Raw genomic sequence first — 26,610 nt, 5'->3', positions numbered from 1 at the left:
ACAACTCGCATCGGAGGACCGTGTCGACTCGGCGGAAAAGGCCCTCCCAGCAGCGCTCGAGGGCTACCTACGACGCGATCCTGGAGGCAGCTACTCGCGTTTTCGCTTCGGAAGCCATGGCAGCGACCACCAACCGGATCGCTGACGAAGCAGGGGTGTCGGTGGGCTCGCTCTACCAGTATTTCGGCGACAAGTACGAGATCCTCTCGGAGTTGGCGAACCGTCACGTGAGTGCTGCGCGGGAGAGTTTTGCGCTCTGCCTTGCCGACATCGTCGAGCGTGAGCTCACCCCGGACGAGGCCGTGAGGATGTTGGTGGAGTGCGCGGTCGAAGTGAACAGTAAGCCGCGAGAGTTCTTTCACCTGCTCTACGATCAGGTTCCGCGTACGCGTGAGCTCATCGAGCAGGTCGAAGGAATGAATCGTCAACTGGTACTCGGCTTTTCGGAGTACCTCCAGAGCTACGGTTTCAGTGCGGAGGATGCGTTGTTGACGTCGCGGCTGACCGTGACTGCCGTGGACAGTCAGGTGCATCGGGTTGTGCTGGAATCGGATTCACCCGAAGAACTTCGAGTGCGAACGGAAGCCGTCGTACGGCACGCGAGATCGATGATCGGGTCGCAACCTTGATCCGGTGTCGAGAATGGTGACCACAGTCCGTTATGGTTCTGACGTCATCATCGAGGTAATGGGAAGTCGGTGCAATTCCGGCGCGGTCCCGCCACTGTGAGGTCGTCCATGCGTCGACCGTAGCCAGATACCACCCTCGTTGACGTTGTGTCATGCCACGAGGATGGATCGGTCACACCATGAATGCTGTTGGCGGAGCTCTGTCTCCACCTACCCACCTGCCTTCGCCGAAGGCTGGTGCGCCTCGAGGACGGCTCAGTCCGGGTATCGTGCTGCCCGCTCTGCTGGTCGTCGCCGTGCTCTCTGCTGTGTGCGCGTTGGCATTCGGATCCGAGATGCTCCCCGTGTCCACTGTGGTGGACGTGGTGCACTCGCGCTTCGGAGGCCCACCCGTCACGCGTTCCGAACTTGCGATCGTGTGGGGGATCAGAGCACCTCGGGTACTGCTCGGTCTGGCCGTCGGCGCTGGTCTTGCCGTCGCCGGCGCGGTGGTGCAAACCCTCGTCCGTAACGCTCTTGCCGATCCCCACCTGCTGGGAGTGTCGTCCGGCGCGAGTGTCGGTGCCACCGCCGTCATCACCACCGGACTGTTCGCCGGCGCGGGAGTGTGGGCGCTCAGTTTCGGCGCGATGATCGGGGCGTTGGGAGCTGCGATTCTCGTCTTCACCATCGCGACGCTGCAAGGCGGTATCACTCCACTGCGATTGGTTCTGACCGGCACCGTTACCGCATCCGCCCTGTCGGCGATCGCGAGTTTTCTGGTGCTGCGTACCAATGATTCCCAGGCCGCGCAGTCCGTATTGTTCTGGCTCCTGGGAAGTTTGGCCGGGGCATCCTGGGACAAGTTGTGGGCGCCGGTCATCGTTGTGTTCCTGCTGACGGCAGCGGTGTTCGCGCTGCACGGTTGGCTGGACGCGCTGGCGGCCGGACCGGACGTCGCGGCTTCGCTCGGTATTCCCATCCGAACCCTGCGAAACGTGCTGTTCGGCGTGCTGGCAGCGTTGGTCGGCACGATGGTTGCGGTGTCCGGCGCGATTGCCTTCGTAGGCCTGGTCATACCGCACGTCACACGCATGCTTGTCGGAGCCAGACATCGAGTGGTGTTGCCGGCGGCAGCGCTGATCGGCGCGTCGTTCCTGGTGTGGGTCGACGTCGTGGCGCGGACCTCGTTGCGGCCGACCGAGATCCCGCTGAGCGTGGTGACCGGGGTGATCGGTGCACCGCTGTTTCTCCTGCTTCTCGGCCGTCGGCGCTACCGATTCGGTGGCAGTTCGTGAGCGCCCGAGCCCTGGCGCTGACCGCGTCCGGAGTCGTTGTCCGCATCGACCGTCGAACCATCGTCAAAGGCGTCGACATCGCGGCCGACGCCGGCGCAGTGGTCGGCGTGGTTGGTCCGAACGGCTCGGGCAAGTCGACGTTCTTGCGTGCTCTCGCCGGTCTCGGGCCGATCGCCGGCGGTGACATTCGTGTCGGCGGCGAGTCCGTGCACGCGATGTCCGCGCGGTCGAGGGCCAAAGCCATTTCCTTTGTGGCGCAGGAAGAGCAGAGTCCCGCCGATTTGTTGGTTCACGAGTACGTGAGTCTGGGCCGCACACCACATGCAAAGCCCTGGAGCGTCGGTGGAAAGCACGAGAATGCCGTCGTCGATCGTGCTCTGGGCGAGGTCGGAATGATCGAGCACCGGTTCTCTTCGATGGACACGCTTTCCGGCGGTGAGCGTCGGCGGGTGTTTCTCGCCCGAGGTCTCGCGCAGGACGCCGGTGTGCTCATCCTCGACGAGCCGACCAATCATCTCGACATCCGGCATCAACTCGAACTGCTCGATCTGGTCCGGTCGTTGGACCGGACGGTGATCATGGCACTGCACGACCTCGATTTGGCTGCGGCAGTGTGCGATCGGGTGCTCGTGCTCGCGGATGGAGTGGCCAGGGCGTTCGGACATCCATCCGACGTACTCACCACCTCGGTGGTGGCAACTGTTTTCGGCGTCGAGACTTTCGAACTCGTGAACCCCGCGACAGGCCGTTCACACCTCGTATTCGAATCACGAAATTCTCAACCACAACAATCATTTTCGGAGAGTGCACTTTGATACAGGTCAAGACCCGCGCGTCGTTCGGTGCGGTTGTAGCCGCGACAGCGTTGTTGACAGTTGCCGGCTGCTCGGCAACTGCACCGGTGGACGAAGCTGCAGACAAGACTTCGGTGACATTGGAGAACTGCGGGACCGAAAGCACTTTCCAGCTTCCGATCGAGAACGTCGTTGCGACAAGCAATGCGGCCAATATCGGCACCATTCTTCGAGTCGGCGGTTTGGATCGTCTCGCTGCCGTCGTGTTGAACACGAACAACGACGCGGTCATGGAGTCGATGTTCGGCCCTGGAATTGCGGACGTCCCACACCTGGACGGAACGATCACGATGGAGACGATTCTGGGTAAGCAGGCGGACCTGGTGGTCGGCTCCTACAGTGGCTTGTTCAAGGGCGCCTCCGGTGTGACGCCGGAATCGCTGCAGAGCAACAACATCGATGCATATGTGATCTCCGACAGTTGTCGGCAGAGTGCCGCAGCGGATTCCGCGCTCGGCACGATGGGTCCGTGGGATGCCCTTCGTGCGGACGTGACCAATTACGGAAAGCTGTTCGGAACCGAGGACACCGCCGCCGAGGCATTGACCGAATTGGATTCACGTTTGGCACGTCTGGAGTCCGCGCCAGATGCCGCCGACAAGCCGAAGGTGCTGATCTACGACAGCGGTGAAGAAGATCTGTACACCAGCGGAGGCAACGGAGCCCCCAACGGAATCATCGACGTCGCCGGGGGAACCAATGTGTTCGCCGACGTCGACAACACCTGGTTCAAAGCGAGCTGGGAGACCGTCGCGAAGTCAGAACCCGACATCATCGTGATCATGGACTACAAGAAGAGTGCCGACGAAGTACAGGGCAAGATCGACGCGATCAAGAGCCGAGAAGGCCTGCGTGACCTCGACGCCGTCAAGCAGAACCGTTTCGTCGTACTCCCGCTCGCCATGTTCACCAGTGGGTTCCCCAATATCTACGGCGCGGAAGAGTTGCGCGCGAAGATCGAAGAGTTCGGGCTTGCTCCGTCGAGCGGGATCGACTGGACAACCGCGCCGTCGGCATGAGCAACAACCGGTGCTCGCGTCGGGTGATTGTCGTACTGCGGCCGACCGTCAGCGGCCTCGACGAGTCGGCCGCGCGACGGATGTTCGACGCTGTTCAGGCGGGCACCGACGCCGACGTTCGCGTTGCGTACCTCGATGTCGCTTCGCCGAGCCTTCACGAGGAACTCGATCGAGCCCATGTCGATGACGTCGACAAGGTCGTGTTGATTCCAGTTGCGGTCCCGAGGGATCGGTACCTGCTCACGTGGACCAGCAAGGCGGTTGCGAACTGGCGCGAAACCCGGATCGACGCCGAACTGGAAGTGACGCTCCATGAAACGGAAACGCTCGAAGGTGCGGTGGCCGGGCAGGTGATCGACGAACTCGACTCGGCGGGAAAGCCGATCACTGCCAGTCCGGCGTCGTATCGCAGTCCGGCGTGGTCCGTGATCGAGCAGCACGATAGGCATCTGTTGGTGTGCAAGGGCCCTCGCTGTATGGCGTACGGAGCAGGACCGTTGCACCGGGCGATGAGCGCGGCGGCCAAAGGTACCTCGTCGAAGGTGACCGGAACCGGTTGTCTGAGCCCGTGCAACCTGGGGCCGTTGGTGATCGCGAACCCCGGCGGTACCTGGTTCGGGCACGTGGACGCCGGTGATGCCGAGGCCTTGGTCTCCGGTCACGAGAATCAATTGGTGGATCACGTTCTGGACCGGTAGATATAGGTCGGCGAAACAGAGAACCCGCTGAGCGCGAAGTGCGCTCAGCGGGTTCTGTTGTCCTGTCTCAGGAACCGAAGGGAAGGGTTCCCGGCGGGATCTGGTATCCACTGCTGCCGACGGAGGCGCTGCCCCAGAGTGCGAGGAAAGCGTTGATGGCGTTGGTGAGCATATGAATGTCCTTTGTGAGATGACTGATTCGTTTTCGACGGTACCGGGTGGATCTGTGGATTCGCTGGGAGTTGGCACCCATTTCATGGGGCTGGCACCCGTTCCGGCAGGTCGGAACGGGTGCCAACTGTCAGCAAAGGGTGCCAACTCCCGGGTGGGTCAGCCCACGTAGCCGGGCGGCATGAGTACGGACTTGGTCTCGCAGAAGGCTTCGAGGCCCTCAGGTCCGTTCTCGCGCCCGATACCGGAGTTCTTGTAACCACCGAACGGCGATCCGGGATCGAAGGCGTACCAGTTGATCGCGTAGGTACCCGTGCGGATCTGCGCAGCAACTTCGAGTCCGTGATCGATGTCGGTGGTCCACACCGATCCGGCGAGGCCGTAATCCGAATCGTTGGCGATCTTGATGGCCTCGTCCTCGGAGTCGTACGGAATCACCGAGAGAACGGGTCCGAAGATCTCCTCGCGTGCGATGGTCATCGAGTTGTCCACGTCGGCGAAGATCGTCGGCTCGACGTACCAGCCCTTGTCCAGGCCGGCGGGGCGTCCACCACCGAGTACGACGCGCGCGCCTTCTTCCTTACCCTTGGCGATGTAACCCTCGACGCGCTCGCGCTGCTTCTCGGAGATCAGCGGGCCGAGTTGTGCTGCGGGATCGGACGGATCGCCGACGGTCATGAAGCCTGCGGCGGTCTTCATTCCCTCGATGACCTCGTCGTAACGCGAACGGGGAGCGAGGATTCGGGTCTGAGCGACACAGGCCTGACCGGTGTTCATCAGGCCGGACATGACGAGCATCGGCATTCCGGCGGCGATGTCGGCGTCCTCGAGGATGATCGCGGCGGACTTGCCACCCAGTTCGAGGGAGCAGCGCTTGAGGTTCTGTGCGGCGATGGCACCGATCTTGCGGCCGACGGCACTGGATCCGGTGAACGTGATCTTGTCGATGCCCGCATGAGAGACCAGATATTCGCCGGTCTCGGCTCCGCCGGGGAGCACGCAGATGACGCCTTCGGGAACACCTGCCTCGGTGAAGATCTCGGCGATCACGTGGACAGAGAGAGGGGATTCGGGTGCGGGCTTGAGCAGTACGGTGCAGCCGGCGAGCAGTGCGGGGGCCAGCTTGTTGATCGCCAGGAACAGCGGGACGTTCCAGGCCAGCACGGCGGCGACGACGCCGACGGGCTCACGGGTCACCTTGGTCTGCCCGAATGCGCCGGTGCGCTTCTCTTCCCACGCGAACTTGTCGGCCAGCTCGGCGTAGTAGCCCAGCGTCGCCATCGACGGGGTCTGCTGCATCATGCCGACCATGGCGGGCGGCTGGCCCATCTCGTTGGAGATGAGCTGGTTGATCTCCGCGCTGCGCTCTTCGATCAGCTTGGCGGCCTTGGCGAGGATCGCGCCGCGCTCGGCGGGGGTGGTGCGTGACCACGGTCCCTCGAACGCCGCGCGGGCTGCGGACACGGCCGCGTCGATGTCTGCCGGTGCTGCGATGGGACAGCTGCCGACGCGCTCCTCCGTTGCGGGAGAGAACACTTCGAGTACCTGGTCGGTGGCCGGGGCCACCCATGCTCCACCGATGTAGAGCTTGTCGTAGTCAGTCATCAATTCATTCCTCGGTGTTGTCGGTCGCCGCGAGGGCATACGCGTCGTCTGCCTGTGCGGTGTCGGTGAAACTGGTGAATCCGTATTTCTCGTGCGGTCCGATGGCGGCTACCTCGAAAAGACCGGTGCCGGTGTTGGTGTTCGTGCCTTCGGTGAGCGTGAAGGACGCGAGGTTGTCGACGGGGGAGAACATGCGTTGGAACGGTTCGATCTCGTGGACCTTGTGGCGGAGCCCTTGTACGACGAGTTCGCCCTGCCACATTCCGTGACGCCAGTCCTGTTCGAGCCCGTAGCCGGTGCCGATTCCGATGTAGTTGGCCAGCAGCAGTTCGCAGGCGACGGTGAGGACTTCACCGCCTGGCCGGTGGAAGGTGATGGTCGCTCCGGTGACGTCGCGGGTGTCGGGGCAGAACGTCAGTTCGTGTTCGGGTCGGCCGAGCCATTCGTTGTCCCTGGCTTCGTCCGGCCACACTCGCATGGCTTCTTCGACGATGCGCCTGCCTTGCTCGTCTTCCTGCATGATCACCGAGATCGTGAACTCGTCGAACTGCATGACCGCGTAGATCCAGAAGAAGTTCTGGATTCCGTCGACGGCGCGTCTGCCTTGCGGTTCGGCTTCACCGACCGGACGCACACCCCACGAGCGGTCGCGGTTACCTCGCCACGTCTTCGGGTCGATCGCGAAGTCCTCCCCGTCGACGGTGAGCGATCCGGTCCACGTGCCGGTCTGCAGGAAGCGTGAGGTGTCGAACGTGACTCGTTCGAGTTGACGGCGAAAGTGCTTGGGCTCGAGCGCCGCGGGGATGGTGGCATCGAAGGTGATGTCGAAGGAGAGATCGTATTCGCTGCCCGGTTCGAGGACGACGCGGAGCTTCTGCAGCCCTTCGAGCACTTCGATGCGCAAAGGCCCGACGGTGGTGTCGGTGCGGTCGGCGCCCAGAGCCTTCGACATACGAGCAACGATGTGGTCGTCACCGCGGCGCAGTACCGCGAAGGCGTCCATGACGCCGAGGTTGGGGTACTGGCCGAGTCCGACGATGAGGAACACGTCGGGGGATTCCGTGGGGTAGCAGTTGAAGTAGTAGCGGTCGTAGAAGTTTCGATCCGAGGTGGCTACGTGACGGATCGGTTCGGCGATCTGGTGAACGGGATAGTCGTCCATCGGTGAGAGCATGTCAGGCCAACCTCTCCCAGTAGGTACCGTCGAGCATCGCGGCGAGCGAAGCGCGGTGCATGATCATGTCGTCGGGGTCTTCGGGTCGCTGTGACTGGCCGAAAGCTATGGCGCGAGCCTGGATTCGCCACATGATGACCGCCTGACGCAGTGCGGCATAGGTAACGTAGAACTCCAGATCGTGTGGGGTGTGGCCGGTGATCTCGGCGTAGGTCTGCGCGAGATCCGGCAGTCGAAGGAAGTCGGGAAGACCGGGTAGGTTCGCCAGTCCGGCGATGTCCTCGAAGAACCTGTGCAGGAATGCCATCCAGCCCAGATCCATCTCCCGCGGGCCGAGAGTTGCCATTTCCCAGTCCAGTACGGCTACCGGCGCGAAGTCCTGGTACATGACGTTGCCGATGCGCGAGTCGCCCCAACAGAGCACTGCCGGCGAATCGTCCGCGGGATTGTTCTCCTCGATCCAGTCGAGGGCACGTTCGATGAGCGGTGATCTGATCCCGTCGGAGACCACCCACTCGTAGTACGCGCGCTGCTCGGCGATGTGCGCCGTGAATGCTTCTCGTGCAGTCGTTCCCGAATTCGGGAGTCGGAGGAAGTCGAAACGCTCACCAGGTTTGTCGATGGCATGCAACTGAGCCAGGACGTCGACCGAGCTGCGCTGCAGGGTCTTTCGCTGCTCGGGTGACGCTTCGGTGACCCACGATCCGAAGTTGTACGGCATGACGTCCGGTGGCACGTCGCCGGAGATGCGTTCCATCACGAAGAACGGCGCACCCAACGCGTCCGGGTCGGATTCTGACCAGTACACCGCGGGTACGGGCACTGCCGAGTGCTCGCGCACCTGAGCCATGGTGCGGAACTGGGATTCGAGGTCGTAGGCAGGAAAGACCGGCATGGTCGATTCCGTCGGCGCCACCCGAGCGACCAAGGGATGATGTTCGCCGTCCCAGGTGGCGTCGAAGAGGATGGTTTCGCTGGACATGCCGTTGGCTGCGGGCAAGGTGACGTCGGCGACGGTCACAGTGGATCCGCTCGGCACCTTGCCGGCCATCCACCGTTCCAGGCGCTCACGGAGGTCTTCGGTGTCGCGGAGGGAATCGCTTGGTCGGGCGACCTGGGCGTGATGCTCGGTTTCATCGGTCGAAGAAGCGGTCGAGGCAACGTCAGATGAGGAAGCGTCTGGGCTCACGGTCACCTCCTTCCCGTAGGCGTCACGTGCAATGCCCGTAACGGTGTGAGTCAGAACACTAAAACACGTTACAGAAATTGGGAACAGGTGGCACCCGTTTAGTGGGACTCCCTGCGGATTTATCGGGGAAGAACGCGTGTCAGATAACGGCGGTGAGCGCGAGCAAGCCCGCACCGGTCAGAGTTCCGGCGCCACCCAGCTCGGCGGGAACGATCCGGAGCCCGGCGACGAACGACAAACGGGCATGTCGGGCAGCCGCGTCGAGCATCGGTTCCCACAGCGGTGTACCCGACTGGGCGAAACCGCCGCCGATCACCGCGAGGTCCACGTCCAGGAGGGCAGCCGCCGAGGCGATGGCACCACCGAGCGCCGTGCCTGCACGGTGAAGCGCGTCCACGGCGATCGCGTCGCCGCTGCGTGCACCCTCGGCTAGTTCACGGCCGGTGTTCCCCGACCAGCCCTGGCTACGAGCCCATCGCACCGCGGACGGTCCACTTGCCACCGTCTCGAGGCAGCCGACGCCCCCGCAGCTGCACGGTTCGGCAGATCCTGGAACGACGATGTGGCCGATGTGACCGGCGTTCCCCGTGCGACCCCGAGCAATCTCACCGCCGAGAACGATTCCTCCGCCGATTCCCGTCGAGACGACCAGGCTCAGGAGGTTCGGGGTTCCGCGTCCGGCGCCGTGGTGGAACTCCGCCAATGCCGCTGCGGCTCCGTCCATTGCGAGGGCGGTTCCGGCATCGGGAAAGACGCTGCGGACGCCCGCTACGAGCTCGAATCCCTGTGCCCACTCGGTGATGTTGATGGGAGCGACGACGCCGGCGACGGTGTCCACCGGCCCGGCGCACGCGATGCCGACACCGTCGACCTCTCGGCCGTCTGCGACTCGTTCGAGCAGCGCCGCACAGGATCCCCACGGGTCGGTCTGCGGCGTCGGAACGCTGTCGAACACGGGAACGCGGCCGTCCTCGGACACGACCCCGGCAGCCATCTTGGTACCACCGATGTCGACTGCGAGGCGCATGTCGCTATCGCTTTTCGAGAACCACGACGAGGTTGCTCACCAGGAACTCCCGCAGACCGGGGACTCGGACCATCCACCACGCCCACGACGGGTGGTAGCGCGGGATCGCGGCGAGCAATGTGCCCTGGCTGGTTCCACGGGCCCAGCGTAAGCCGTCCGTGGCGCCGACTTTGAACAACGAGACCCCGAATCTGTTCTTCGGTTCGCGTCCGGTCTTGCGTAGGTACCGCTTGGCTGCGTACTCGCCCCCCAGCGCGTGCCACGGTCCGGTTTCGTGGCCGCCGAACGGACCCCACCACAGGGTGTACGAGAGAACCATCAAGCCGCCGGGCTTGGTCACGCGCAGCATTTCCTCGGCCATCAGCCAGGGCTCGCTGACGTGTTCGGCCACGTTGGAGGAGAAGCAGATGTCCACGGACGAGTCCAGGAACGGCAGTGCCAAACCGGATCCACGCACCGCGCCGCCCACGGTCAGACCCGCAGCATGCATCTCCGACGGATCGGGTTCGACGGGAATGTAGCGGGCACCTGCGGCTTGAAAGACCTCCGCGAAATAGCCCGGACCGCCGCCCACGTCGAGGACAGTGAGACCGTCGAGGGATCGTCCGGTGTGACCTTCGTGCAGGTCCGAGATCAATTCGACGGAGTCGCGCGCAAGCGCGCCGTAGAAGATGTCGGGCGCGGACTGCTCGTGGCGGAAGTCGCTGAGCAGGCCGAACGAGCGTTTCAGGGTTGCCCGTCGGCCGAAAATGCGGGTCACTGCGGGCTTGGTCACGGGTAGCAACTTTAGCCACTGGGTCGCCCGGTCCACGAACACCGTCAGGAGCGCGGCAATACGGACGCTCGAACAGTTAGGGTGTTCGGCAGGGTTACCGGCCGGTCAGGCGGGGCATCCCGCAGGATCGCCCGAACCGGGGTGGCCACCGACCAACTCAGGGAGTAACGCACGTGCGCGAGGTTCTGTTGCTCTGCTGGCGCGATACCGGGCATCCCCAGGGCGGTGGAAGCGAGCGTTACCTCGAGCAGGTCGGATCCCAGTTGGCCGAGCGCGGTATCAAGGTGACGCTGCGGACGGCGTCGTATCCCGGGGCGCCCGCGTCGGAGGTTCGAGACGGCATCACGATCAGCCGGGCCGGTGGACGTTTCAGCGTGTACCCCCGCGCTCTGGCCGCCATTGCCGCCGGACGTCTGGGTTTCGGATCGCTCAAGGGCATCCGCCCCGACGCGGTGATCGACACCCAGAACGGCATCCCCTTCTTCTCGAAGGCCGTGGCGGGTGCACCGGTCACGCTTCTGGTCCATCACTGCCATCGCGAACAGTGGCCGGTGGCAGGCAAGCTCGTCGGCCGGATCGGCTGGTGGGTCGAATCGCGATTGTCACCGCGCACCCATCGACGTAGTCAGTATCTGACGGTGTCGCTTCCCTCAGCGGAAGAATTGGTGGACCTCGGTGTCGAGCGCGAACGAATTGCCGTGGTGCGTAACGGTGCCGATCGGCTCCCCGTCGGCGTCGACGCGGGCGGATCGATCACCAGGGCCGAGCGTCCCACCATCTCGGTTCTCTCACGGCTGGTGCCGCACAAGCAGATCGAGGACGCACTCGAAGCGGTCGCAGCCCTGCGGCCTACGCTTCCGGACATCCATCTCGACGTCATCGGTGGTGGTTGGTGGGAGCAGAACCTGCGCGATCGTGCCGCCGAGTTGGGGATCGGTGACGCCGTCTCGTTCTACGGCCACGTCGACGAGGCTCGCAAACACGAACTGCTGGCGCAATCGTGGATCCACCTCATGCCTTCGCGGAAGGAAGGGTGGGGCCTGGCGGTCATCGAGGCTGCGCAGCACGGTGTTCCGACGATCGGTTACCGCAGTTCGAAGGGTCTGACCGACTCGATCGTCGACGGAGTGACGGGCCTTCTGGTCGGGGGCGAGAACGCCGGCGAGGGCGACATCGCCGATCTGACGCAGGCTGCCGGCACTCTGCTCCGCGACCACGAACTTCGCATGGTGCTCGGTGAGAAAGCTCGCGTGTGGTCCGGTGAGTTCTCCTGGGAACAGACCGGCACCGGAGTGCTCGAGGTGCTGACCGCGCACAAGGACGGTCGGTGGGTCTCAGGACTGGCCGCGCCGCGCGAGTCGAATTCGGTTCTGGTTCAGTCCGACTGAGATCAGCGCGATCGCACCCATCAGGACCCACGCGAGATGCGCAACTACGACGGCAGTTCGGGCACTGGTCGAGGCTTCCTGCGTGGCAATGTCTCCCGGTACTCGGAATAGCGCGAGATCGTTGTCGGCGAAGACCTGTTCCAAGCCGTCTAGCGTGGTTGCCGAGTTGCCGAGTTGACCTGGTGTCCCGCGCTCGATCAGTACCCATCCGACTCCGAGATCGGCCAACTGCGTAGGACTTCCGCCGGCCAGCAGTAGGTCCTCGACCCGAGTTGCCCGAGTCCCCTCGCCGCCGACAGCACCACCGGCAACCACCAGTTGGCCGGTCTGCAGAACGTCGAGGGGCAGGAAGCGTGGTGCAGGGTCGAGTACCGGCGCATCACCGCTGTAGGGGAACGCGCGGAACATTCCGGCGGGAAGCACTGCAACGTCACCGGTTTCGTCTCGCAGTTGCTCGGTCACCACGGTCCAGGACCCGGGGTAGTGCACGGGCTTCAACGCGCCGCCGACACCCCACACCAGATCCGGCAGTGCCACGATCGTCACCACGACGGCGGCGACCGAGAATGCCGGGCGGGGGAGGGAGAACCGATTGCCTGCCCACATCACCGCGGCGGCCGCAGCAAGTGCGTAGAACGGGACGGCCAGCGCGACCCACTTCTGCGCGTCACGCAGTAGACCGGCGCCGGTGAACACCTCGACCGACCATCGGCCGGCGTCGAGACCCCACGGGGTAGCGCCCATGGTCGGACCCAGCACCGCGAACAGGGCCAGCAGTCCGAGTCCACTGACAACAGGATTCCGGCGTCGGCGCCACAGAGCGGGCATACCGGCGAACACCACGACAAGCAGAAGAACTGTTCCCACCAATGCGAAGAGTGTTGTGCGCGTAAACGGTACCGCTGCCGAGTTCCAGATACCGCCGAGACCGGCGAGGCTGCCGAGCGTCGCGAGTCCCGGTTCTGCTCGGGCGGCAAAGGCGGCGACTCCCGCCGGATCGGAACCGTCGCCTGCTGCTCCGGATACGAAGGTGGCGACCAACCACGGCGAGGCGGCGACGAGGAACAGCCCGATAGCGCCGCAGACACGCCGCATGGCCGAGGTTCGGCCTCCGGGGGTGGCAACTACCACCAGTGCGGCCGTCAGAGCGAGTAGAGCGCCGGTAGGTGTCAGGCCCGCGAATGCCAGTGACGCGGCCAACGCCCACCAGGACCCGGGCGTGGCTCGGCGAACTCCGATTCCGGCACACACGATCCACGGCAGTGCGGCATAACCGGTCAGCAGGCTCCAATGTCCTTGCAACAGGCGCTCGGCCACGTAGGGGTTCCAGAGCATCACCGTCGACGCGACCAGTTGTGGACCGAGACCGGCCGTCGGCAGCAGGACGGCGACCATGCGCGCCGCACCCCAACCGGCGAGCCAGAGCGCCACGAGCAGGATGAACTTGACCACCAGTCCGCCGTCGATCACGGTGCTCAACGCTGCGATCAGCGCGTCCTGGGGAACGGCGCGGGCTGCGGCGTCGGTGAGTCCGAGGGCGGAGTCGGTCAAGTACGAGCGCGGCGTGCTGACGGCGTCGCGCAGCAGGAGGTAGCCGGGGCCGAGCAGCGGTCCGAGGATCAACAGTGCCAGCGCCAGGCTGTACGCCGCAGGCAGGTAACGGCGGTATCCGGCTTGCACTGTCATGACGCGCACGATACGTGGTGCATCATTACTGCCATGCCTCGCCAACCACTCGATCGCGCCGCCGCGGCCGGGGTCGGCATGGTTTTGGTGGGATCGATGACGGCCAATGTCGCGTCGTACCTGTTGGCATGGTTGGCCAGCCGATGGTTGGGTCCGGTCGGCTACGGAGAGTTCGCGAGTCTGCTTGCCGCCCAGTTGGTACTTGCGGTTCCGGCTTTGGCGTTGCAGACGGTGGTCGCCCGCGAGGCGGTGCGTGGCAAGAGCACAGATGCGTTGCGGTCGTTGGGGTATCGATGCACCGCGATCGTCGCCGTCCTCGCGGTGGCGCTCACTCCGGCGATGGCGTGGCTGCTCGACACCGGAATCGTGGCGTCGTTCTCGGCATTGGTGACTGCGCCCATGTTGGTTCTGCTGGCCACGGAGCAGGGGTTGTTGCAAGGACACGGTCGATTCGGCACTCTCAGCGCCGTACTGGCCGGGGCCGGGGTGATGAAAGTCCTTCCGGCAGTGATCGTTCTGGCTTTCGGCGGCGGAGCAGGCGCGGCATTGGTCGCGGGCGCGGCCGGAACTGCGTTGCTGGTGGCGATAGTTCGAGTGGTCGACCGAACCGTCTCGGTGAGCGAGGACCGTCCGGTGCGTATCGGCGTCGTCTCCGTGCTCGCGGCGTCTCAGGTTCAGCTCGCGCTGATCGCGTTGTCTTCGCTGGACCTGCTGATCGTCCGTGTCGTTCTCAGCGAATACGACGCCGGTGTCTACGCACTCGGCGCCGTCGCGACGAAGGTGGCGTTCTGGCTGCCACAGGCAGTGGGCGTCGTGCTGTACCCGAAGATGGCGAACCCGGCGCACTCGGCGCAGGCGGTTCGCTCGGCGTTGGCGGTGCTCGTCGGTATCGGCGCCGTCCTGGTTCTGGGGGCCGCGGTTGCCGGCCCGCTGGTGCCGATGCTCGTGGGCGACGCGTACGCCGCCGTGGCTCCGATGCTGTGGGCCTTCGCCCTGCACGGTGCAGCGCTGGCGGTACTCCAGGGTGCTTTGCTGTCCGCAATCGCGTCAGAACGCACACGAGTGGCCGTTCTGGCGTGGGCAGGACTGGCCGTGGAGGCGACGGTGATGCTGATGTGGGCGAAGACGCCGGGAGAGTTGATCGGCGTCGCCGTGGTGGTTGCGTCGACGACGGCGTTGGCGGTGTCCGTCGCCGCAGTGCGAAGTGCCGACCGCGCCCGGCCGGCACCTCACACCGGCGTCAGTTCTCCAGACGCGTGAACAAATCGTCGAAGTAGTCGAGCGTACGCATCGCGGTGTAGACGGATCCGTAGTTGATGTTCCCGCCCGTGTAGACGACGTTGTCGCCTTGTACTGCGCGGATACGGTTCCACATCGCGCGGTCGTCGGTGACGGGATCCACGCCGGGCGCGGTGGTGACGATCATTCCGTCGGCCGAGTCGAGGGAAGTCACCAGATTTTCGGTGGAGATCTCCTTCTGTCCCTCGACCGGCCACTGGAGCTGGACGCCGAGGTCTTCGGCCACCTGTGTGGAGATGCCCTTGCGGTTGACGCCGTTGACCTTCTGATTCACGTAGTTCAGCAGCACGATCTGCTTGCTCGCCAAGCTCGGGGCGTGGCGTTCCTTCAATCCGGCTGCCTTGTCCTCGTACGCTCCGATGACCTGACGGACGTCGGGGTTCTCGGTGCGATTCAGCCAACTCGCCAGCTGATCGATGTTCTCGCGCCACGGGCGCGTGAAGTCCATCGGAAGCACAGGCGCTGTCTGGCTCAACTGCTGTAGCGGCCACATGTCGGAGGCCTCACCGATGTCGGTGCAGATGATCAGGTCCGGTTCCAGCGCGAGAATTGCCTCGACGTTGACCGGTGCCTCGAACACCTGTGCCGTGGGATCGGCCGGAACCCACGGCTCGGCGGCGTCGAAGCTGTACGCGATGACCGGCAGGCCCATCGCAACGGCTGGTTCGAGGTCGAGTCGGGAGTCGATGGCGACGACGCGCTTCGGGGTGACCGGAATGTCGTAGGTTCCGAGCGAGGTCGTGACCGTGCGCATCCCGGCCGAATCGCCCTCGGTACCGGCGGACCTCGCGCAACCGGCGGCGAACAGCCCGGAGAATGCAGCCGTGCCGACAACAAATCTCCGTCGCGTCAGATCGCTGACACAGATGTGCGAACCCAGAACTGTTGATGCGGGCATGTGGCTCCTCGTGTTCGGGGTGGTCTGGACTTCCAGAAAACGCTAAGCCCGCAACCACGCGGAGGGAACGACCCGTTGCGCCAATCCGTACGCCGATCCGGCAACAAAGCCCCGAAACGCAGCAGAGCGCCCCTTCCGTGTGGAAGGGGCGCTCTGCTTACTGTCTGAATCAGTCCTTGCGCAGATCCGGACGCGGAATCACCTGAGTGTCGTCCGAGGTCCAGTCGTGCTCACCCGGAGCCGGCTCGGGCGAGCCCTGGCCGCTGGGATTCTGGTTCGTTCCGCCGTGTGCAGCGCGGGCCGGAGTTCCGCCCTTGCCGCCGCGAATGCCGAGGAAGATACCGGCGATCAGCGCGATGACGCCGAGCACACCTGCCACGATCGGGACTGTGCGGCCGAACAGCGAGAGCTTGTCCATGCCGTCACGTGCCTGCTGGACCTGGTACTCGATGGTTGCTTCGTCGAAGGGCAGCGTGACCTTGAGAACCTCGACGTCGACCGAGTCCTTGTTGCGTCCGTAGTACTGGTGCAACTGCTCCTGGCCCTTGACGACGACGCCGGTCTTGGGCTCGACCCACAGGTCACGGACGTTGGTGTACCAACGCGTCATCGTGATCGGAGTAGCGCCACCGGGAACGCCCCAGGTGTCGGCGGGCAGGCTCAGCTTGTTGGTGGGGGAGTTGACGACCTTCGACAGGTCGACGGGATCGATCGTCTGCTGGAAGTGGTACACCTTCAGACCGTTGATCTCGGTCTCTTCGACGAAGTCGATGTCCTTCGTGGCGCGAGCGTTCAGGTCGAAGTAGGGGTAGCTCTTCTGTTCCGTGTTGAACGGGAACTTGTACTGCAGACCGTCGCGGGAAACTTCTTCGGCGGGCTGGTCGCTGGACGTCTGGACGGTTCCGACCGGATCGTTGGTCGGCATCGAGCTGACGCGATCGAGCGTGACGCGGTCCAGGGTTGCGGTCAGCAGTCCGGTGTCACCCTGCTTGTCGGTACGACGGACGGTCTGGCCGGCTTCGACGGTGATGATGTCGGCGTCGGACGGGTCCTGCGTGGTGACGTAGCGCTGAGCGACGATCGGCACGTTGGTGTCGACCTGTGCCTTTCCGCCGAGGAGGGCCGCCGAGTTGAGGACGCTACCGGTGCCTGTGGCGACAGTGGTCACCTCGAGGTCGAGTGGCGTCTTCTCCAGCTTGCCTACCGTGTAGGTAGGAATGAGGATGGCGATGGCCAAAAGGAAGGCACCGAGGCCCACCAGAATGCAAGGAAGTATCCGGCTCGGCCCTGAGCGTTCCGCCATGCTGTGACTCCTAACCCGTTAAGTCTTTCGAGGTTCCCCAACCGGCACAATATGAGCTGCGCAGATCGCATGGGGCCCCCGATGGACACCATGTGTGGCAGAACACTAACAGTCCACCGGCCCGGTTTGTCGCATGAGGGCATGAATTGGCCAGGCATTTTGTTGTGAGTCCCTGGTGGTTTCCCTCAATCGGCCTGGGGTGCACACTTATCCGTGATGATCAGTTCCACGAATTCCCCTCAGACGGTCCCGCCACAGGCTCGGGGCTTCGTTCCGGCTTTGGACGGTATGCGTGGATTGGCGGCGCTCGGTGTCCTCGTCACCCATGTCGCGTTCCAAACCGGTGAAGCGCAGTCCGGCGCGATCGGGCGCGCGTTCGGTCGACTCGATCTCGCCGTAGCGGTGTTCTTTGCCTTGTCCGGATTTCTCCTGTGGCGCCCCCACGCGGCAAAGGCCCGCGGAATCGGGCAGCCGCAGTCGACCGTCCGGTACTGGATCTCCCGCGCGACGCGCATTCTGCCGGCGTACTGGGTGGCGGTGGTCCTGATCCTGCTGTTCCTGCCCGGTGCCGGCGGGGGCTACCAAGTGTGGTTGGCGAATCTCGGGTTGGCGCAGGTGTTCGTGCCGTTGACACTCACCGAGGGCCTCACGCAGATGTGGAGCCTGTCGGTCGAGGTTGCGTTCTATGTACTACTGCCGCTGTTCGCGTATCTGATGGTGCGACTACGCGGAAACTCGGCCCGGTTCCGGCTACCGCTTCTGCTCGGGGTGTCGGTGTTGGCGCTGACGTGGGCTTTCATTCCGATCCCGACTCCGGACGCCATTCACCACGACAACTGGCTGCCGGGCTACCTGCCGTGGTTCGGCGCCGGCATGGTGCTGGCCGAGTTGGCCGTGGGCCCGTCGACGTGGATACATCGCCTCGCGCACCGGCGGGTGCTCCTGACTTTTGTTGCGTTTGTGGCCTTCGTTCTCTCGTGCACCGATCTGGCCGGGCCCGAAGGTCTGGTGCGGCCGGAGCCGTGGCAGTACGCGATCAAGATTGCACTCGGCGCGATCATCAGTTTTTCGTTGATCGCGCCATTGGTGTTGCGCGATCAATCGCAGCATCGATTCCTGGCGAGCCCGCTGGCGCTGGCAATCGGACGCTGGTCCTACGGCCTGTTCATCTGGCACCTGGCCGTACTGAACGCTGTGTTCCCCGTGTTCGGCATAGTTCCGTTCTCGGGCAGCTTCTTCTACGTCCTGGCGTTGACGGTCGTCCTGAGCGTCGCTGTGGCCTCGGCCAGTTACGCCTTGGTGGAGGAACCGGCGCGCGTCGCGGTGACGCGCTGGGAGAAGCGCCGCCATATCGGTGAACCGGCAAAGGGCAACGCGGCCAACCCGGTCACGACCAAGGCCACCAACATCGAGAACTGAATCGCGAACGAGTCGCCCACATAGCCGCCCGGTGCTCGCCACGGTCCGGTCGAGAGCAGCGTGATGCCGATCATCGCGGCCACGCCGGCGGTGCCGACGAGAATGCGTGCGGTCCGAGTCGGGCCGAAGATTCGCAGCGCGGCAAGTCCGAGGATCGAGCACACAACTGCGATCGCCGCTCCCACTCCGCCTCCGATGACGGTGGCCGCCGCGAGCACGCCCACCCATCCTGCCGCGACGCTGCGCCACGGACGGGGTGGTGTGAGGGACTTGGGCTCTCGGCGCGTAGGGACAAGAGCCGCGAACAGCAGCGGGATCAGCAACACGAGCCCGCCGAAGATGCCGAGGCGGTACCAACGGTCGCTGGGGAAGTCGATGGTGACGGTTCCCGCGGTGCCTGCCGGCACGATCCAGCCCTGCTGCCAACCGTTCACGACCACCGGCGTCAGCTCGGAACCGTCCGGCGCGGTGGCGATCCAACCGATGCTGGTGCTCTCGGGATTGACGATCAGCTGATCGATGGACGAGTTCGTGACGGAGAGTTCGCGGTGATTCGCCGTCCACGCGGTCGATTCGAGCGGTGTATTCCGTTGCGCGGCTGAAGGACCGACCGTCGTCAGGTCGAGATTGTCGACCGAGAATGCGGGGCCTGGTTCGACGACCACTTCAGGCTGTCCCGCCGGCAACGTCGCCGACGCGTCCAGATCGCACACACGTGCCTCGACGGGTGCGCCGGTCCGGAGTTGCATCGCCGTCGCCGTGATCGAGGTGGGGAACTGCTGTCCGGCAACCGAAATGGTCGGTCCGTCGCCACAGGTGACGGTGACGGTGCGGTTGTCGAATGAGTCTGTGCCCTGTACTCCGGAACCGGCGATCGGGGTTCCGTCGGCACCGACGACGCCGACCTCGGCGAGGCCGGTGGGCTGCGCCTGGGCGAAGCCGAGCGCCGTCTGATCGAGGACCGGTTCCCAATCGGTGATGCTCAGGACGATCTTGTCGGTGACGAAGGGGGAGAGGGTAACTCGACTGGTTTGAGGCGTATCGTCCGAGGGCCCGGGCAGTTCTCGAACCTGCGGCCCGTTGCCGAGATTCACCGCGACGCTGGTCGGCAGCGACGGCAGGGTGCCGAGTCCCCGCGTGATGTCCAGGCCGGTGACCAGGGTCGGCTCGGGAAGATTGAGAGTCAGCGTCGGTTTCGGGCCGCCCGGTTCGGTGGTGCTCTGCGGCGCCGACCACGTGGTGCGTGCGTCGCCGTCGGTGGCAGCGAAGGCAGATCCGCGTGTGTCGCCGATGTCGCTCGAACCCGAAGCCGTGATTCGGCCGGGGACGGAAAGCAGATCTTCGAGGGCGTTGCCCTGACGCGCCCGGACGGTCAGTGTCGGTGCAACGACTGTATTTTCGGGCACCGTGAGTGTGCGGTGGAAACGGCTCGGCTCTTCGGGTATCGCCATGAATGCATTGCTGCACCGCACGCGGTCGGTCGAGTCCGCGCACGCGTTGCGACCGGGGAACTCCTGGCTCAGATTCCAGGCGTTCACGGATGCGCCCGTCGGCGTATTCGGCAGGACCGTGTCGAAACGGATCGGTACGGTCTTCGGTGCGCTGCGATCGGAGAAGTCTTCGACGGAGAGTTCGCTGATGCCGAACTGTGTTCCAGGCGATCCGTTTTCGGTGTGAGTCGCTGTGATGCGTACCCACGGAGTGGTGCCGCCCGGGATCGAGACGGTGATGGGCTCACCGGGACGCTCCACCTTCACCGCTGTGCTGCCGTTCGGTGTCGAGACCTCGAGCCATTTGACGGGAGCACCGATTGCCGCGGCACTGGTGGTCAGATGAAGCAACCCGCTGGAAATCGGTGTGTCGAAGTCGATCTGCAACCACTGGCCCAGGGCTCGCTCGATGCCGTTGCTGAACCAGCCGGTGGCGGGATCGCCGTCGACCGTCGACGCGGGACTGCTCGACGGTGAAGTGCCGCCCAGCTGGGTGGCATCCGAGGCGGCGCTGGAGACGGTGATCGAAGCTCCGCTCCAACGGCCTTCCACGAGAGGCGTGTTCGCAACCGGGTAGTCGGGCACCAGATTGTAGGTACGACGAGCGTCGTCGGGGGTGCGCAGGGCGGAACTGTGGTTGTCGACCTGACCGAAATCGGTTTCCCGATCGCGCGGTGTGTCGGTGACGGTGACAGAATCGACGGGCAGTCCCGCAGCTTCGGCGTCGGCGGCAAGAATCATCGGCCCGGTCCCCGGAACCAGCCCGCTTTCGTGAAGTCGCACAGACGATTCCGGCCCACCTTGTACACGCGGAACCTGGTTCAGGTCGACGGAGTACGGGCCGCTGACCGCCGGGGTGCCGTCGGGCGGGGTGACCTCGAAGATCTCGATGGCTGGGTAACCGGGCCGCAGATCGCTGTCCGCGACCAGCCCTTCGATCGGTTCGGGGCTGTCGTCTTCACCGAAGTGGGCGACTCGCTTGATCCCCGGCGAGCCTTCGACCGCCTGGTGCACGAGAATCGGCCTGGCCGAGCGCGACGTTTCGCCGTCGAGGTCGTTGCGCATCACCAGGTAGTGGATGCCCTGCCCCAGCAAGGTCTGTGCGAGGCCGTCCGACGGACGTCCGTCGGCGATGAGACGTTGCACCGAATCGAGCGCTCGGATGGCGCCGGGAGGGGTCAGCGGGACCGAGTCACGTACTGCCCACGGCGTACTCGCCAACGCCTGAAGCGGTTCGTCACGCGTCAGACCCCACACCTGGCTGCCGAAGGGCGCTCCCGGGACGACCAGGGCACGTTCGGCTTCCGATCCGGGGGAGGTGTTGTCCTCGAGCCACTGCGCCGCCTCGTTCCAGTACGAGGGGACGTCCGGATAGGCACCGCGGGGAGCGAGCTTTCCCGTCCAGGCCAAGGCGGTCGAGAGGGTGAGGGCAACGAGGATCAGGCTGGTCAGTGCGACCATCGGTTCGCGCTCGGGATGGGCGAACGAGCGGCGCCATCGGGGGAGTGGAACCGATCCCGGCAGTGGCACTTTGGCCAGCAGGTGTGCGAGTCCGAGCACCAGCGGCAGACGGACCAACGGCTCGAGCTTGTGGACGTTGCGCAGCGGCGCGCCTGCCGAGTCGAGGAACAGGCGCACCGACTCCGACACCGGCGAGCTGAGTTCACCCACGTAACCCGCGGCCAGGCCGGTGATACCGACGAACAGGATGAGCGTCAGCCGGCCGCGAGCAGGCATGGACCGCATGCAGAGCCCGGCGAGGCCGGCGGCGGCAACCAGGCCGGTGGCGACGACTGCTGCGGGTTGGGTGACCAGGACGGCGCCGGCAATGCGCTCGGGGGAGACGAACGGGGTCCAACTGTCCGTGCCGCGAAGTATCTCGGCGAGCGATGCCCACTGAGTGGTGACACCGGCGGACTCGATGTAGTCGAGAAACGGTGGGCTGATCTTGCCGAGCAGAAGTAGCGGCACGATCCACCAGAGGGTGCCGAGAGCGACGAACAGCGCCCACCACGCGGTGAACGTCAGCCATGTTCGGTTGGGTTTGTGCGAGAGCCACCAGATGATCGCGACCAGGCAGGCCGCGGCAGTGGCGACGGCATTGATCGAACCCATGAGCGCGACGGCAAGCGCGGATTGTGCGGCCAACCGCCTCAACCCCCGTGAGTGGTCAGGGAGTCCAGGGACTCCTTTTCCACGCACAGGGCCGAAGGCCAAAATCACCGGCAACAACACCCACGGCGCCAGCATCATCGGCAGGGTTTCCGAGGAAATCGAACCGAGCGTGGTCAGCACGCGGGGAGAAAGAACAAAGGCAACCGCTGCGATGACGCGCGAACTACGGCTGCCGATACCGAGAGCCTCGGCAACTCGGATGATGCCCCAGAATCCTGCGATCAGAAGCAGCGCCCACCAGATGCGCTGGGTGATCCACGGCGGAACGTTCGCCAACTCGCCGAGCGCGAAGAACGGCCCGTGCGGAAAGAAATATCCGTAGGCCTGGTTCTGAACCTGGCCGAGCGGGGCCTGACTACTCCACTGATGCGACGCGCGTTCGAGAAAACCGAACGGATTCTGCGTCAGGTCGTACTTGGTGTCAGCGGTGATCAGACCCGGCGATTGCAGAAAAGTGAGAAGAAACGCTACGACGGAGGCGCCGAACAGCCACCGCTTCGACAGGGGCTCTGCCGACGGGGCGGTGTCTACCGAAGACACCGCTGCGTCGGCGGAAGAACGGGAACTCGCGAGGCCTGCGCTCTCAGCGGCTGCCGTACTCAACCTGGTTCAGCACGGAAGAATCTGCGTTTCCGCTGCGGTCGATCTCGGGACGAGTGTTGTCCGACGCGGCGGCCGTGACACCGAAGATGACGCCGGCACCCAGAACGGCACCGATGACAGCGCTGGCCACACCGGGGACAAGGAACTTCGTCATCGCGGATCTCCCAATTGGTCGTTAGTCGGTCGTTCGCGGTCGGACGGACTTACCGGCCCGTACGAACTGCTCGGGTCAAGGTATCACCCGCACTCGAGAATCCGGACGATTACCCTCGTGACGTGCTGGTCAGTCGAGGGTTTCGGCGCCAAGCGCGGTCAACAGAGTGCGCAGTTTCGTAGATGTCTCGTCGAGTTCGTCCTGCGGATCCGATTCGGCGACAATTCCACCACCCGCGCTGGCCCAGGCGTTGCGGCCGTCTGCACTGATCTCGGCGCAGCGGATGGCAACCACCCAATCGCCGTCACCGGCCTCGTCGCACCATCCCACGGCGCCGCCGTAGAAACGCCGAGGTTCCTCGGTCTCGCGGATGACCTTCAGTGCCGCGTCAGTGGGTGTTCCGCACAGCGCGGGCGTCGGATGCAGCGCGATGGCGAGGTCGAGCGCAGTAGTGTCGTTTCGCAGCGTGCCGCGGATCGGGCTGGCCAAGTGCCAGACCTCGTGAGTATTGGTCAGTTCGGGAGTTGCCGGCACCGACAGATCACTGCACATCGGTTGCAGGACCTCGCGGATCCACGACGTCACGAAGGCGTGCTCGGCCAGATTCTTCGTCGAATGCAGAAGGCTTTCGCCTGCCTCGCGGTCTTGATCGGCGTCGGCGGATCGCTTGGTGGTCCCGGCCAACGGGCGACACGTCACGACGCGCCCGCGTCGACTGACCAATACTTCGGGCGTCGCGCCGACCAGGCTGTGGCCCGCGAATTCGGCTCCCGCAGCAGAGAGGTCGACGGCAAAGGTGTTGGCGACGGGATTGAGCGCCGCCATGCGTGCGGCGAGCGCGGTTGGGGAGATCGGGGTCTGCGTGCGAAGTTCCACAGTGCGAGCCGCGACAACCTTGTCGATCTCTCCACTGCGGAGGCGTCCGATCAACTTTTCCACTCGACGAATATGCTCCGACGACGACGGGATCTCCCGGTCAACTCGGGTCGTGGGCAGGGCCTGGGGATCGCGCGGTTGCCACGGCCGCGACGCGATCGTCGCCTCGGCGGGTTCGTACAACGCCGTTGCGGCAGCCGGGTCGAAGGGGAGCGCTCCGACGATCAGCTTTGTCGTACCTGCCGACAGAGCGTGGGTGGCCGCGTCGGAGCTGTCGAAGCTGCGTCGTACGCCGCGGGTGACCACGCTGTGATCGGGGCGCGAGAGAACAAAACCGTCCATGGTGCTTTCGACACTAGTCGGCCACGGATCAGGAATGCGCGAAGGTCACTTCCCCGGAGGGACGATCAACACCGGCCGATGACTGTGACGCAGAACATGATCCGCGACGCTGCTCTGCAGTAGCGACCGCAAACCCGTGGTGCCACGGGTGCCGGTCACGATGATGTCGACGTCCAATTCGTCTGCGGTTTCGCAGATTGCAGACCAGATCGCGGATCGGCACTCGGCGCTTCTACCTTCGACGGTCAGGCCTGCGGCCTCGGCCAGTGCGACGCCCTCGGCGAGGGTGACTTTGGCGTCGGTGTACGCGATGTCCTCGACGTCGTCGTCGGGAACCCACTCCGGTTGCATCACCCCGGACAAGCCGGACATGCGAGCGGCCTGGCGAACCATGGGCTCCCAGGCAGTGACGAGAACAGCACGATTGGCGGAGAGGAAACGCCCCGCATAGTCGACTGCACGCTTGGCGTTGTCGGAACCGTCGTACGCGATGAGCATCAGACCTTGTGGCATCACGACCTCCTCGTCAGCGGGGGAATCGGTTCTCTTCCAGGCTACCGTCCCGATGTGCCCGTGAGGGAGTGTATGGGTACCGGGTCCGTTACGGTCGAGGTATGCGGATCAAGTTTCTGAAGGCTGCAACGACCATTGCATTGTGCGGAGGGTTGGTTGCGGGATGCTCGGGCGAAAACGGGACCGCCGATCCGGTTTCGAGCGCCCCGACCAGCACCACCTCCGAGATCACGTCGACGCCTGCGGCATCGAGCTCCGCACCCGTCGCCGCGTCGTGCGGTAGTGACCTTCTAGCCTCGCTGTCCTTGCGTCAGAAACTTGCCCAGCTGCTCAACGTCGGCGTCACCGGGACCGACGACGCGTTGTCGATAGTGCAGAACGAGGAGATCGGCGGCATATTCGTCGGAAGTTGGACCGATCAGTCGATGCTCACCAATCGCGAAGTGCCGCAGGTTGCTTCGGCGTCGAAGTTGCCGTTGATGGTGACGATCGACGAAGAAGGTGGACGGGTTTCGCGCGTCGCGGACATCCTCGGGCCCGATCCGTCGGCCAGGGAAACGGCGCAGACCATGACAGTGGAACAGACGTACCAGATGGCACTCGAGCGTGGACGCGGTTTGAAGGATCTCGGGATCACCGTCAACTACGCACCCGACGTCGACGTCAGCAGCCAACCCGACGACTCCGTGATCGGGGACCGCTCGTACTCCGACGACCCCCAGACCGTGGTTGCCTACGCCGGTGCGTACGCGCAGGGCATGCGCGATGCCGGAATCTTCCCGGTGATCAAGCACTTTCCCGGGCATGGCAGCGCGTCGGGTGACTCGCACCGGGGTGAGGTGACAACGCCGCCGCTACAGGATCTGATCGCGTCGGACCTGATTCCCTTCCGTGAGCTGTCGGGAACCGGAGTCGGCGTCATGATGGGTCACCTCGAGGTTCCCGGTCTGACCGAGCCCGGTATCCCTGCCAGCATCAGCCCCGCAGCCGTTGCGTTGCTTCGCGACGGAGTGGGTTACGGCGCAGCGCCGTTCACCGGCCCGGTGTTCACCGACGACCTCAGCGGCATGCAGGCGATCACCGACCGATACGATATTGCTGACGCGGTTCAGGCTGCGCTGGTGGCTGGAGTCGATCAGGCATTGTGGCTGACCACCGACGACGTTCCGCGGGTTCTCGATCATCTCGAGCAGGCCGTCGCGTCGGGTGAGCTTCCGCAGACGCGGGTCGATCAGGCTGTGGTCACAGTTGCCGCTGCCAAAGGTGCCGTGACCTGCTGAGTCGAAGTCAGGATTCGACGCGCAATCTTACCGTAGAGTAAGATCGACATTTACCCTGTGGTTGGAGGAAGCATGGCCGGCGGTACCAAGCGACTGCCACGCGCAGTGCGTGAGCAGCAGATGCTCGACGCGGCTGTGGACGTGTTCTCCGACAGGGGATTTCACGAAACTTCGATGGACACCATCGCGGCCAAGGCCGAGATCTCGAAGCCGATGCTGTACCTGTACTACGGCTCGAAGGAAGAGCTGTTCGCGGCGTGCATTCATCGTGAAGGACTCCGCTTCCTTGAGGCCCTCGCCCCGGCCGGCGCGCCGAACCTGACTCCGCGTGAACAATTGCGCGCCGCTCTCGAGGGCTTCCTCGGGTTCGTGGGCGCAAACCGCAAGTCGTGGATGGTGCTCTACCGTCAGGCCGTCGGGCAGCAGGCTTTTGCGGGCACCGTGCAGTCCAGTCGCGATCGGTTGATCGAGTTGACCGCGCATCTGCTCGAGTCCAGCACCAAGGATCCTGATGCCGCGCACGATTACGGGATCATCGCCATCGCGCTCGTCGGCGCAGGTGAGGCGGTAGCGGACCGGGTTGCGGGTGGGGAAATCGAAGTGGATGCCGCAGCGGATCTACTCGAATCCCTCGCGTGGCGCGGTCTGTCGGGCAAGAAGAAGTCCGAATAGCTCTCAAACCAATCTGAGCGAACGTACCTTTCAGCGCATCCAAGGCGCCGAAAGGTACGTTCGCTCAATTGGGGCGGGTGGGAACCCGACAAAA

General features: G+C 64.5%; 21 protein-coding genes, 1 pseudogene and 1 riboswitch. Of the genes and pseudogenes, 10 read left to right on the top strand and 12 right to left on the bottom strand.

Going from position 1 to position 26,610, the window contains the following annotated elements:
• Window positions 1–20 precede the first annotated feature (20 nt).
• The 5 genes from M1L53_RS04130 to M1L53_RS04110 all read left to right on the top strand — a co-directional run bounded on the left by M1L53_RS04130 (window position 21) and on the right by M1L53_RS04110 (window position 4,477).
• On the top strand, window positions 21–629 hold the full coding sequence (locus M1L53_RS04130; RefSeq protein WP_080726723.1) for a TetR/AcrR family transcriptional regulator: 609 nt from the start codon (window positions 21–23) through the stop codon (window positions 627–629).
• A 16-nt stretch (window positions 630–645) separates the two neighbouring features.
• Window positions 646–783, top strand: a riboswitch (cobalamin riboswitch).
• Between the two features lie 115 nt (window positions 784–898).
• Window positions 899–1,906, top strand: coding sequence for an iron ABC transporter permease (locus tag M1L53_RS04125; RefSeq protein WP_007734507.1), 1,008 nt, complete (start codon window positions 899–901; stop codon window positions 1,904–1,906).
• The gene (locus tag M1L53_RS04120) at window positions 1,903–2,721 is read left to right on the top strand and encodes an ABC transporter ATP-binding protein (RefSeq protein WP_054187997.1); all 819 of its coding nucleotides are present in this window, start codon (window positions 1,903–1,905) and stop codon (window positions 2,719–2,721) included. Before M1L53_RS04125 ends, M1L53_RS04120 begins: the two co-directional genes overlap by 4 nt.
• The gene (locus tag M1L53_RS04115) at window positions 2,718–3,779 is read left to right on the top strand and encodes an ABC transporter substrate-binding protein (RefSeq protein WP_054187996.1); all 1,062 of its coding nucleotides are present in this window, start codon (window positions 2,718–2,720) and stop codon (window positions 3,777–3,779) included. Before M1L53_RS04120 ends, M1L53_RS04115 begins: the two co-directional genes overlap by 4 nt.
• Entirely contained in the window at window positions 3,776–4,477 is a 702-nt protein-coding gene (locus M1L53_RS04110) for a (2Fe-2S) ferredoxin domain-containing protein (RefSeq protein WP_054187995.1), read from the top strand. The genes M1L53_RS04115 and M1L53_RS04110 overlap by 4 nt, the downstream gene beginning before the upstream one ends.
• Before the next feature lie 330 nt (window positions 4,478–4,807).
• Here M1L53_RS04110 and M1L53_RS04105 read toward each other — a convergent pair whose 3' ends face one another.
• The 5 genes from M1L53_RS04105 to M1L53_RS04085 form a co-directional block, all read right to left on the bottom strand.
• Window positions 4,808–6,253 carry an aldehyde dehydrogenase gene (locus tag M1L53_RS04105; protein WP_054187994.1) on the bottom strand — a complete coding sequence of 482 codons (1,446 nt, stop codon included), beginning with the start codon at window positions 6,251–6,253 and terminating at the stop codon, window positions 4,808–4,810.
• A 4-nt stretch (window positions 6,254–6,257) separates the two neighbouring features.
• Window positions 6,258–7,427: a hypothetical protein gene (locus tag M1L53_RS04100; RefSeq protein ID WP_042452600.1), complete on the bottom strand. Its 1,170-nt coding sequence runs from the start codon at window positions 7,425–7,427 to the stop codon at window positions 6,258–6,260.
• Window position 7,428: 1 nt separating this feature from the next.
• Window positions 7,429–8,616 (bottom strand): phosphotransferase family protein, encoded by a 1,188-nt coding sequence (locus M1L53_RS04095; RefSeq protein WP_007734522.1) that lies wholly within the window; start codon window positions 8,614–8,616, stop codon window positions 7,429–7,431.
• Between the two features lie 139 nt (window positions 8,617–8,755).
• Window positions 8,756–9,643, bottom strand: a complete 888-nt coding sequence (locus M1L53_RS04090) for an ROK family protein (protein ID WP_007734524.1) — start codon at window positions 9,641–9,643, stop codon at window positions 8,756–8,758.
• Window positions 9,644–9,647: 4 nt separating this feature from the next.
• Window positions 9,648–10,418, bottom strand: coding sequence for a bifunctional 2-polyprenyl-6-hydroxyphenol methylase/3-demethylubiquinol 3-O-methyltransferase UbiG (locus M1L53_RS04085; RefSeq protein WP_003945692.1), 771 nt, complete (start codon window positions 10,416–10,418; stop codon window positions 9,648–9,650).
• Between the two features lie 173 nt (window positions 10,419–10,591).
• Here M1L53_RS04085 and M1L53_RS04080 point away from each other — a divergent pair, with 173 nt between their 5' ends.
• Window positions 10,592–11,806, top strand: coding sequence for a glycosyltransferase family 4 protein (locus M1L53_RS04080; RefSeq protein ID WP_042920253.1), 1,215 nt, complete (start codon window positions 10,592–10,594; stop codon window positions 11,804–11,806).
• Here M1L53_RS04080 and M1L53_RS04075 read toward each other — a convergent pair.
• Window positions 11,753–13,492 carry a hypothetical protein gene (locus tag M1L53_RS04075; RefSeq protein ID WP_054187993.1) on the bottom strand — a complete coding sequence of 580 codons (1,740 nt, stop codon included), beginning with the start codon at window positions 13,490–13,492 and terminating at the stop codon, window positions 11,753–11,755. The genes M1L53_RS04080 and M1L53_RS04075 overlap by 54 nt on opposite strands.
• A gap of 33 nt (window positions 13,493–13,525) precedes the next feature.
• Here M1L53_RS04075 and M1L53_RS04070 point away from each other — a divergent pair, with 33 nt between their 5' ends.
• Entirely contained in the window at window positions 13,526–14,752 is a 1,227-nt protein-coding gene (locus M1L53_RS04070) for a lipopolysaccharide biosynthesis protein (RefSeq protein WP_054187992.1), read from the top strand.
• Here M1L53_RS04070 and M1L53_RS04065 read toward each other — a convergent pair.
• Together M1L53_RS04065 and M1L53_RS04060 are read right to left on the bottom strand one after the other, a co-directional pair.
• Window positions 14,733–15,689 (bottom strand): ABC transporter substrate-binding protein, encoded by a 957-nt coding sequence (locus M1L53_RS04065; RefSeq protein WP_054187991.1) that lies wholly within the window; start codon window positions 15,687–15,689, stop codon window positions 14,733–14,735. The genes M1L53_RS04070 and M1L53_RS04065 overlap by 20 nt on opposite strands.
• Before the next feature lie 169 nt (window positions 15,690–15,858).
• A complete protein-coding gene (locus M1L53_RS04060; RefSeq protein WP_007734539.1) occupies window positions 15,859–16,992 on the bottom strand; it encodes a DUF3068 domain-containing protein in 1,134 nt (377 codons plus the stop codon).
• Between the two features lie 216 nt (window positions 16,993–17,208).
• Here M1L53_RS04060 and M1L53_RS04055 point away from each other — a divergent pair.
• Window positions 17,209–18,258 (top strand): annotated as a pseudogene (locus M1L53_RS04055) (acyltransferase family protein); the annotation flags it as partial.
• Between the two features lie 23 nt (window positions 18,259–18,281).
• Here M1L53_RS04055 and M1L53_RS34800 read toward each other — a convergent pair.
• From M1L53_RS34800 to M1L53_RS04035, 4 genes are all read right to left on the bottom strand, one after another.
• Window positions 18,282–22,616, bottom strand: a complete 4,335-nt coding sequence (locus tag M1L53_RS34800) for an alpha-(1->3)-arabinofuranosyltransferase (protein ID WP_054187990.1) — start codon at window positions 22,614–22,616, stop codon at window positions 18,282–18,284.
• Window positions 22,617–22,659: 43 nt separating this feature from the next.
• On the bottom strand, window positions 22,660–22,833 hold the full coding sequence (locus M1L53_RS04045; RefSeq protein ID WP_003945488.1) for a DUF2613 domain-containing protein: 174 nt from the start codon (window positions 22,831–22,833) through the stop codon (window positions 22,660–22,662).
• A 129-nt stretch (window positions 22,834–22,962) separates the two neighbouring features.
• Window positions 22,963–24,051: an isochorismate synthase MenF gene (locus tag M1L53_RS04040; protein WP_054187989.1), complete on the bottom strand. Its 1,089-nt coding sequence runs from the start codon at window positions 24,049–24,051 to the stop codon at window positions 22,963–22,965.
• A 45-nt stretch (window positions 24,052–24,096) separates the two neighbouring features.
• Entirely contained in the window at window positions 24,097–24,564 is a 468-nt protein-coding gene (locus tag M1L53_RS04035) for a universal stress protein (protein ID WP_003945900.1), read from the bottom strand.
• Between the two features lie 101 nt (window positions 24,565–24,665).
• Here M1L53_RS04035 and M1L53_RS04030 point away from each other — a divergent pair, with 101 nt between their 5' ends.
• Both M1L53_RS04030 and M1L53_RS04025 read left to right on the top strand, forming a co-directional pair.
• On the top strand, window positions 24,666–25,844 hold the full coding sequence (locus M1L53_RS04030; RefSeq protein ID WP_047269558.1) for a glycoside hydrolase family 3 N-terminal domain-containing protein: 1,179 nt from the start codon (window positions 24,666–24,668) through the stop codon (window positions 25,842–25,844).
• Window positions 25,845–25,916: 72 nt separating this feature from the next.
• Window positions 25,917–26,516, top strand: coding sequence for a TetR/AcrR family transcriptional regulator (locus tag M1L53_RS04025; RefSeq protein WP_003945885.1), 600 nt, complete (start codon window positions 25,917–25,919; stop codon window positions 26,514–26,516).
• The last annotated feature ends 94 nt before the right edge of the window (window positions 26,517–26,610 follow it).

Origin of the sequence: Rhodococcus sp. T9N, assembly GCF_024436645.1 — a bacterium.
Classification (GTDB): Bacteria; Actinomycetota; Actinomycetes; order Mycobacteriales; family Mycobacteriaceae; genus Rhodococcus_F; species Rhodococcus_F qingshengii.
This window is presented reverse-complemented; position numbering and strand designations above follow the sequence as displayed.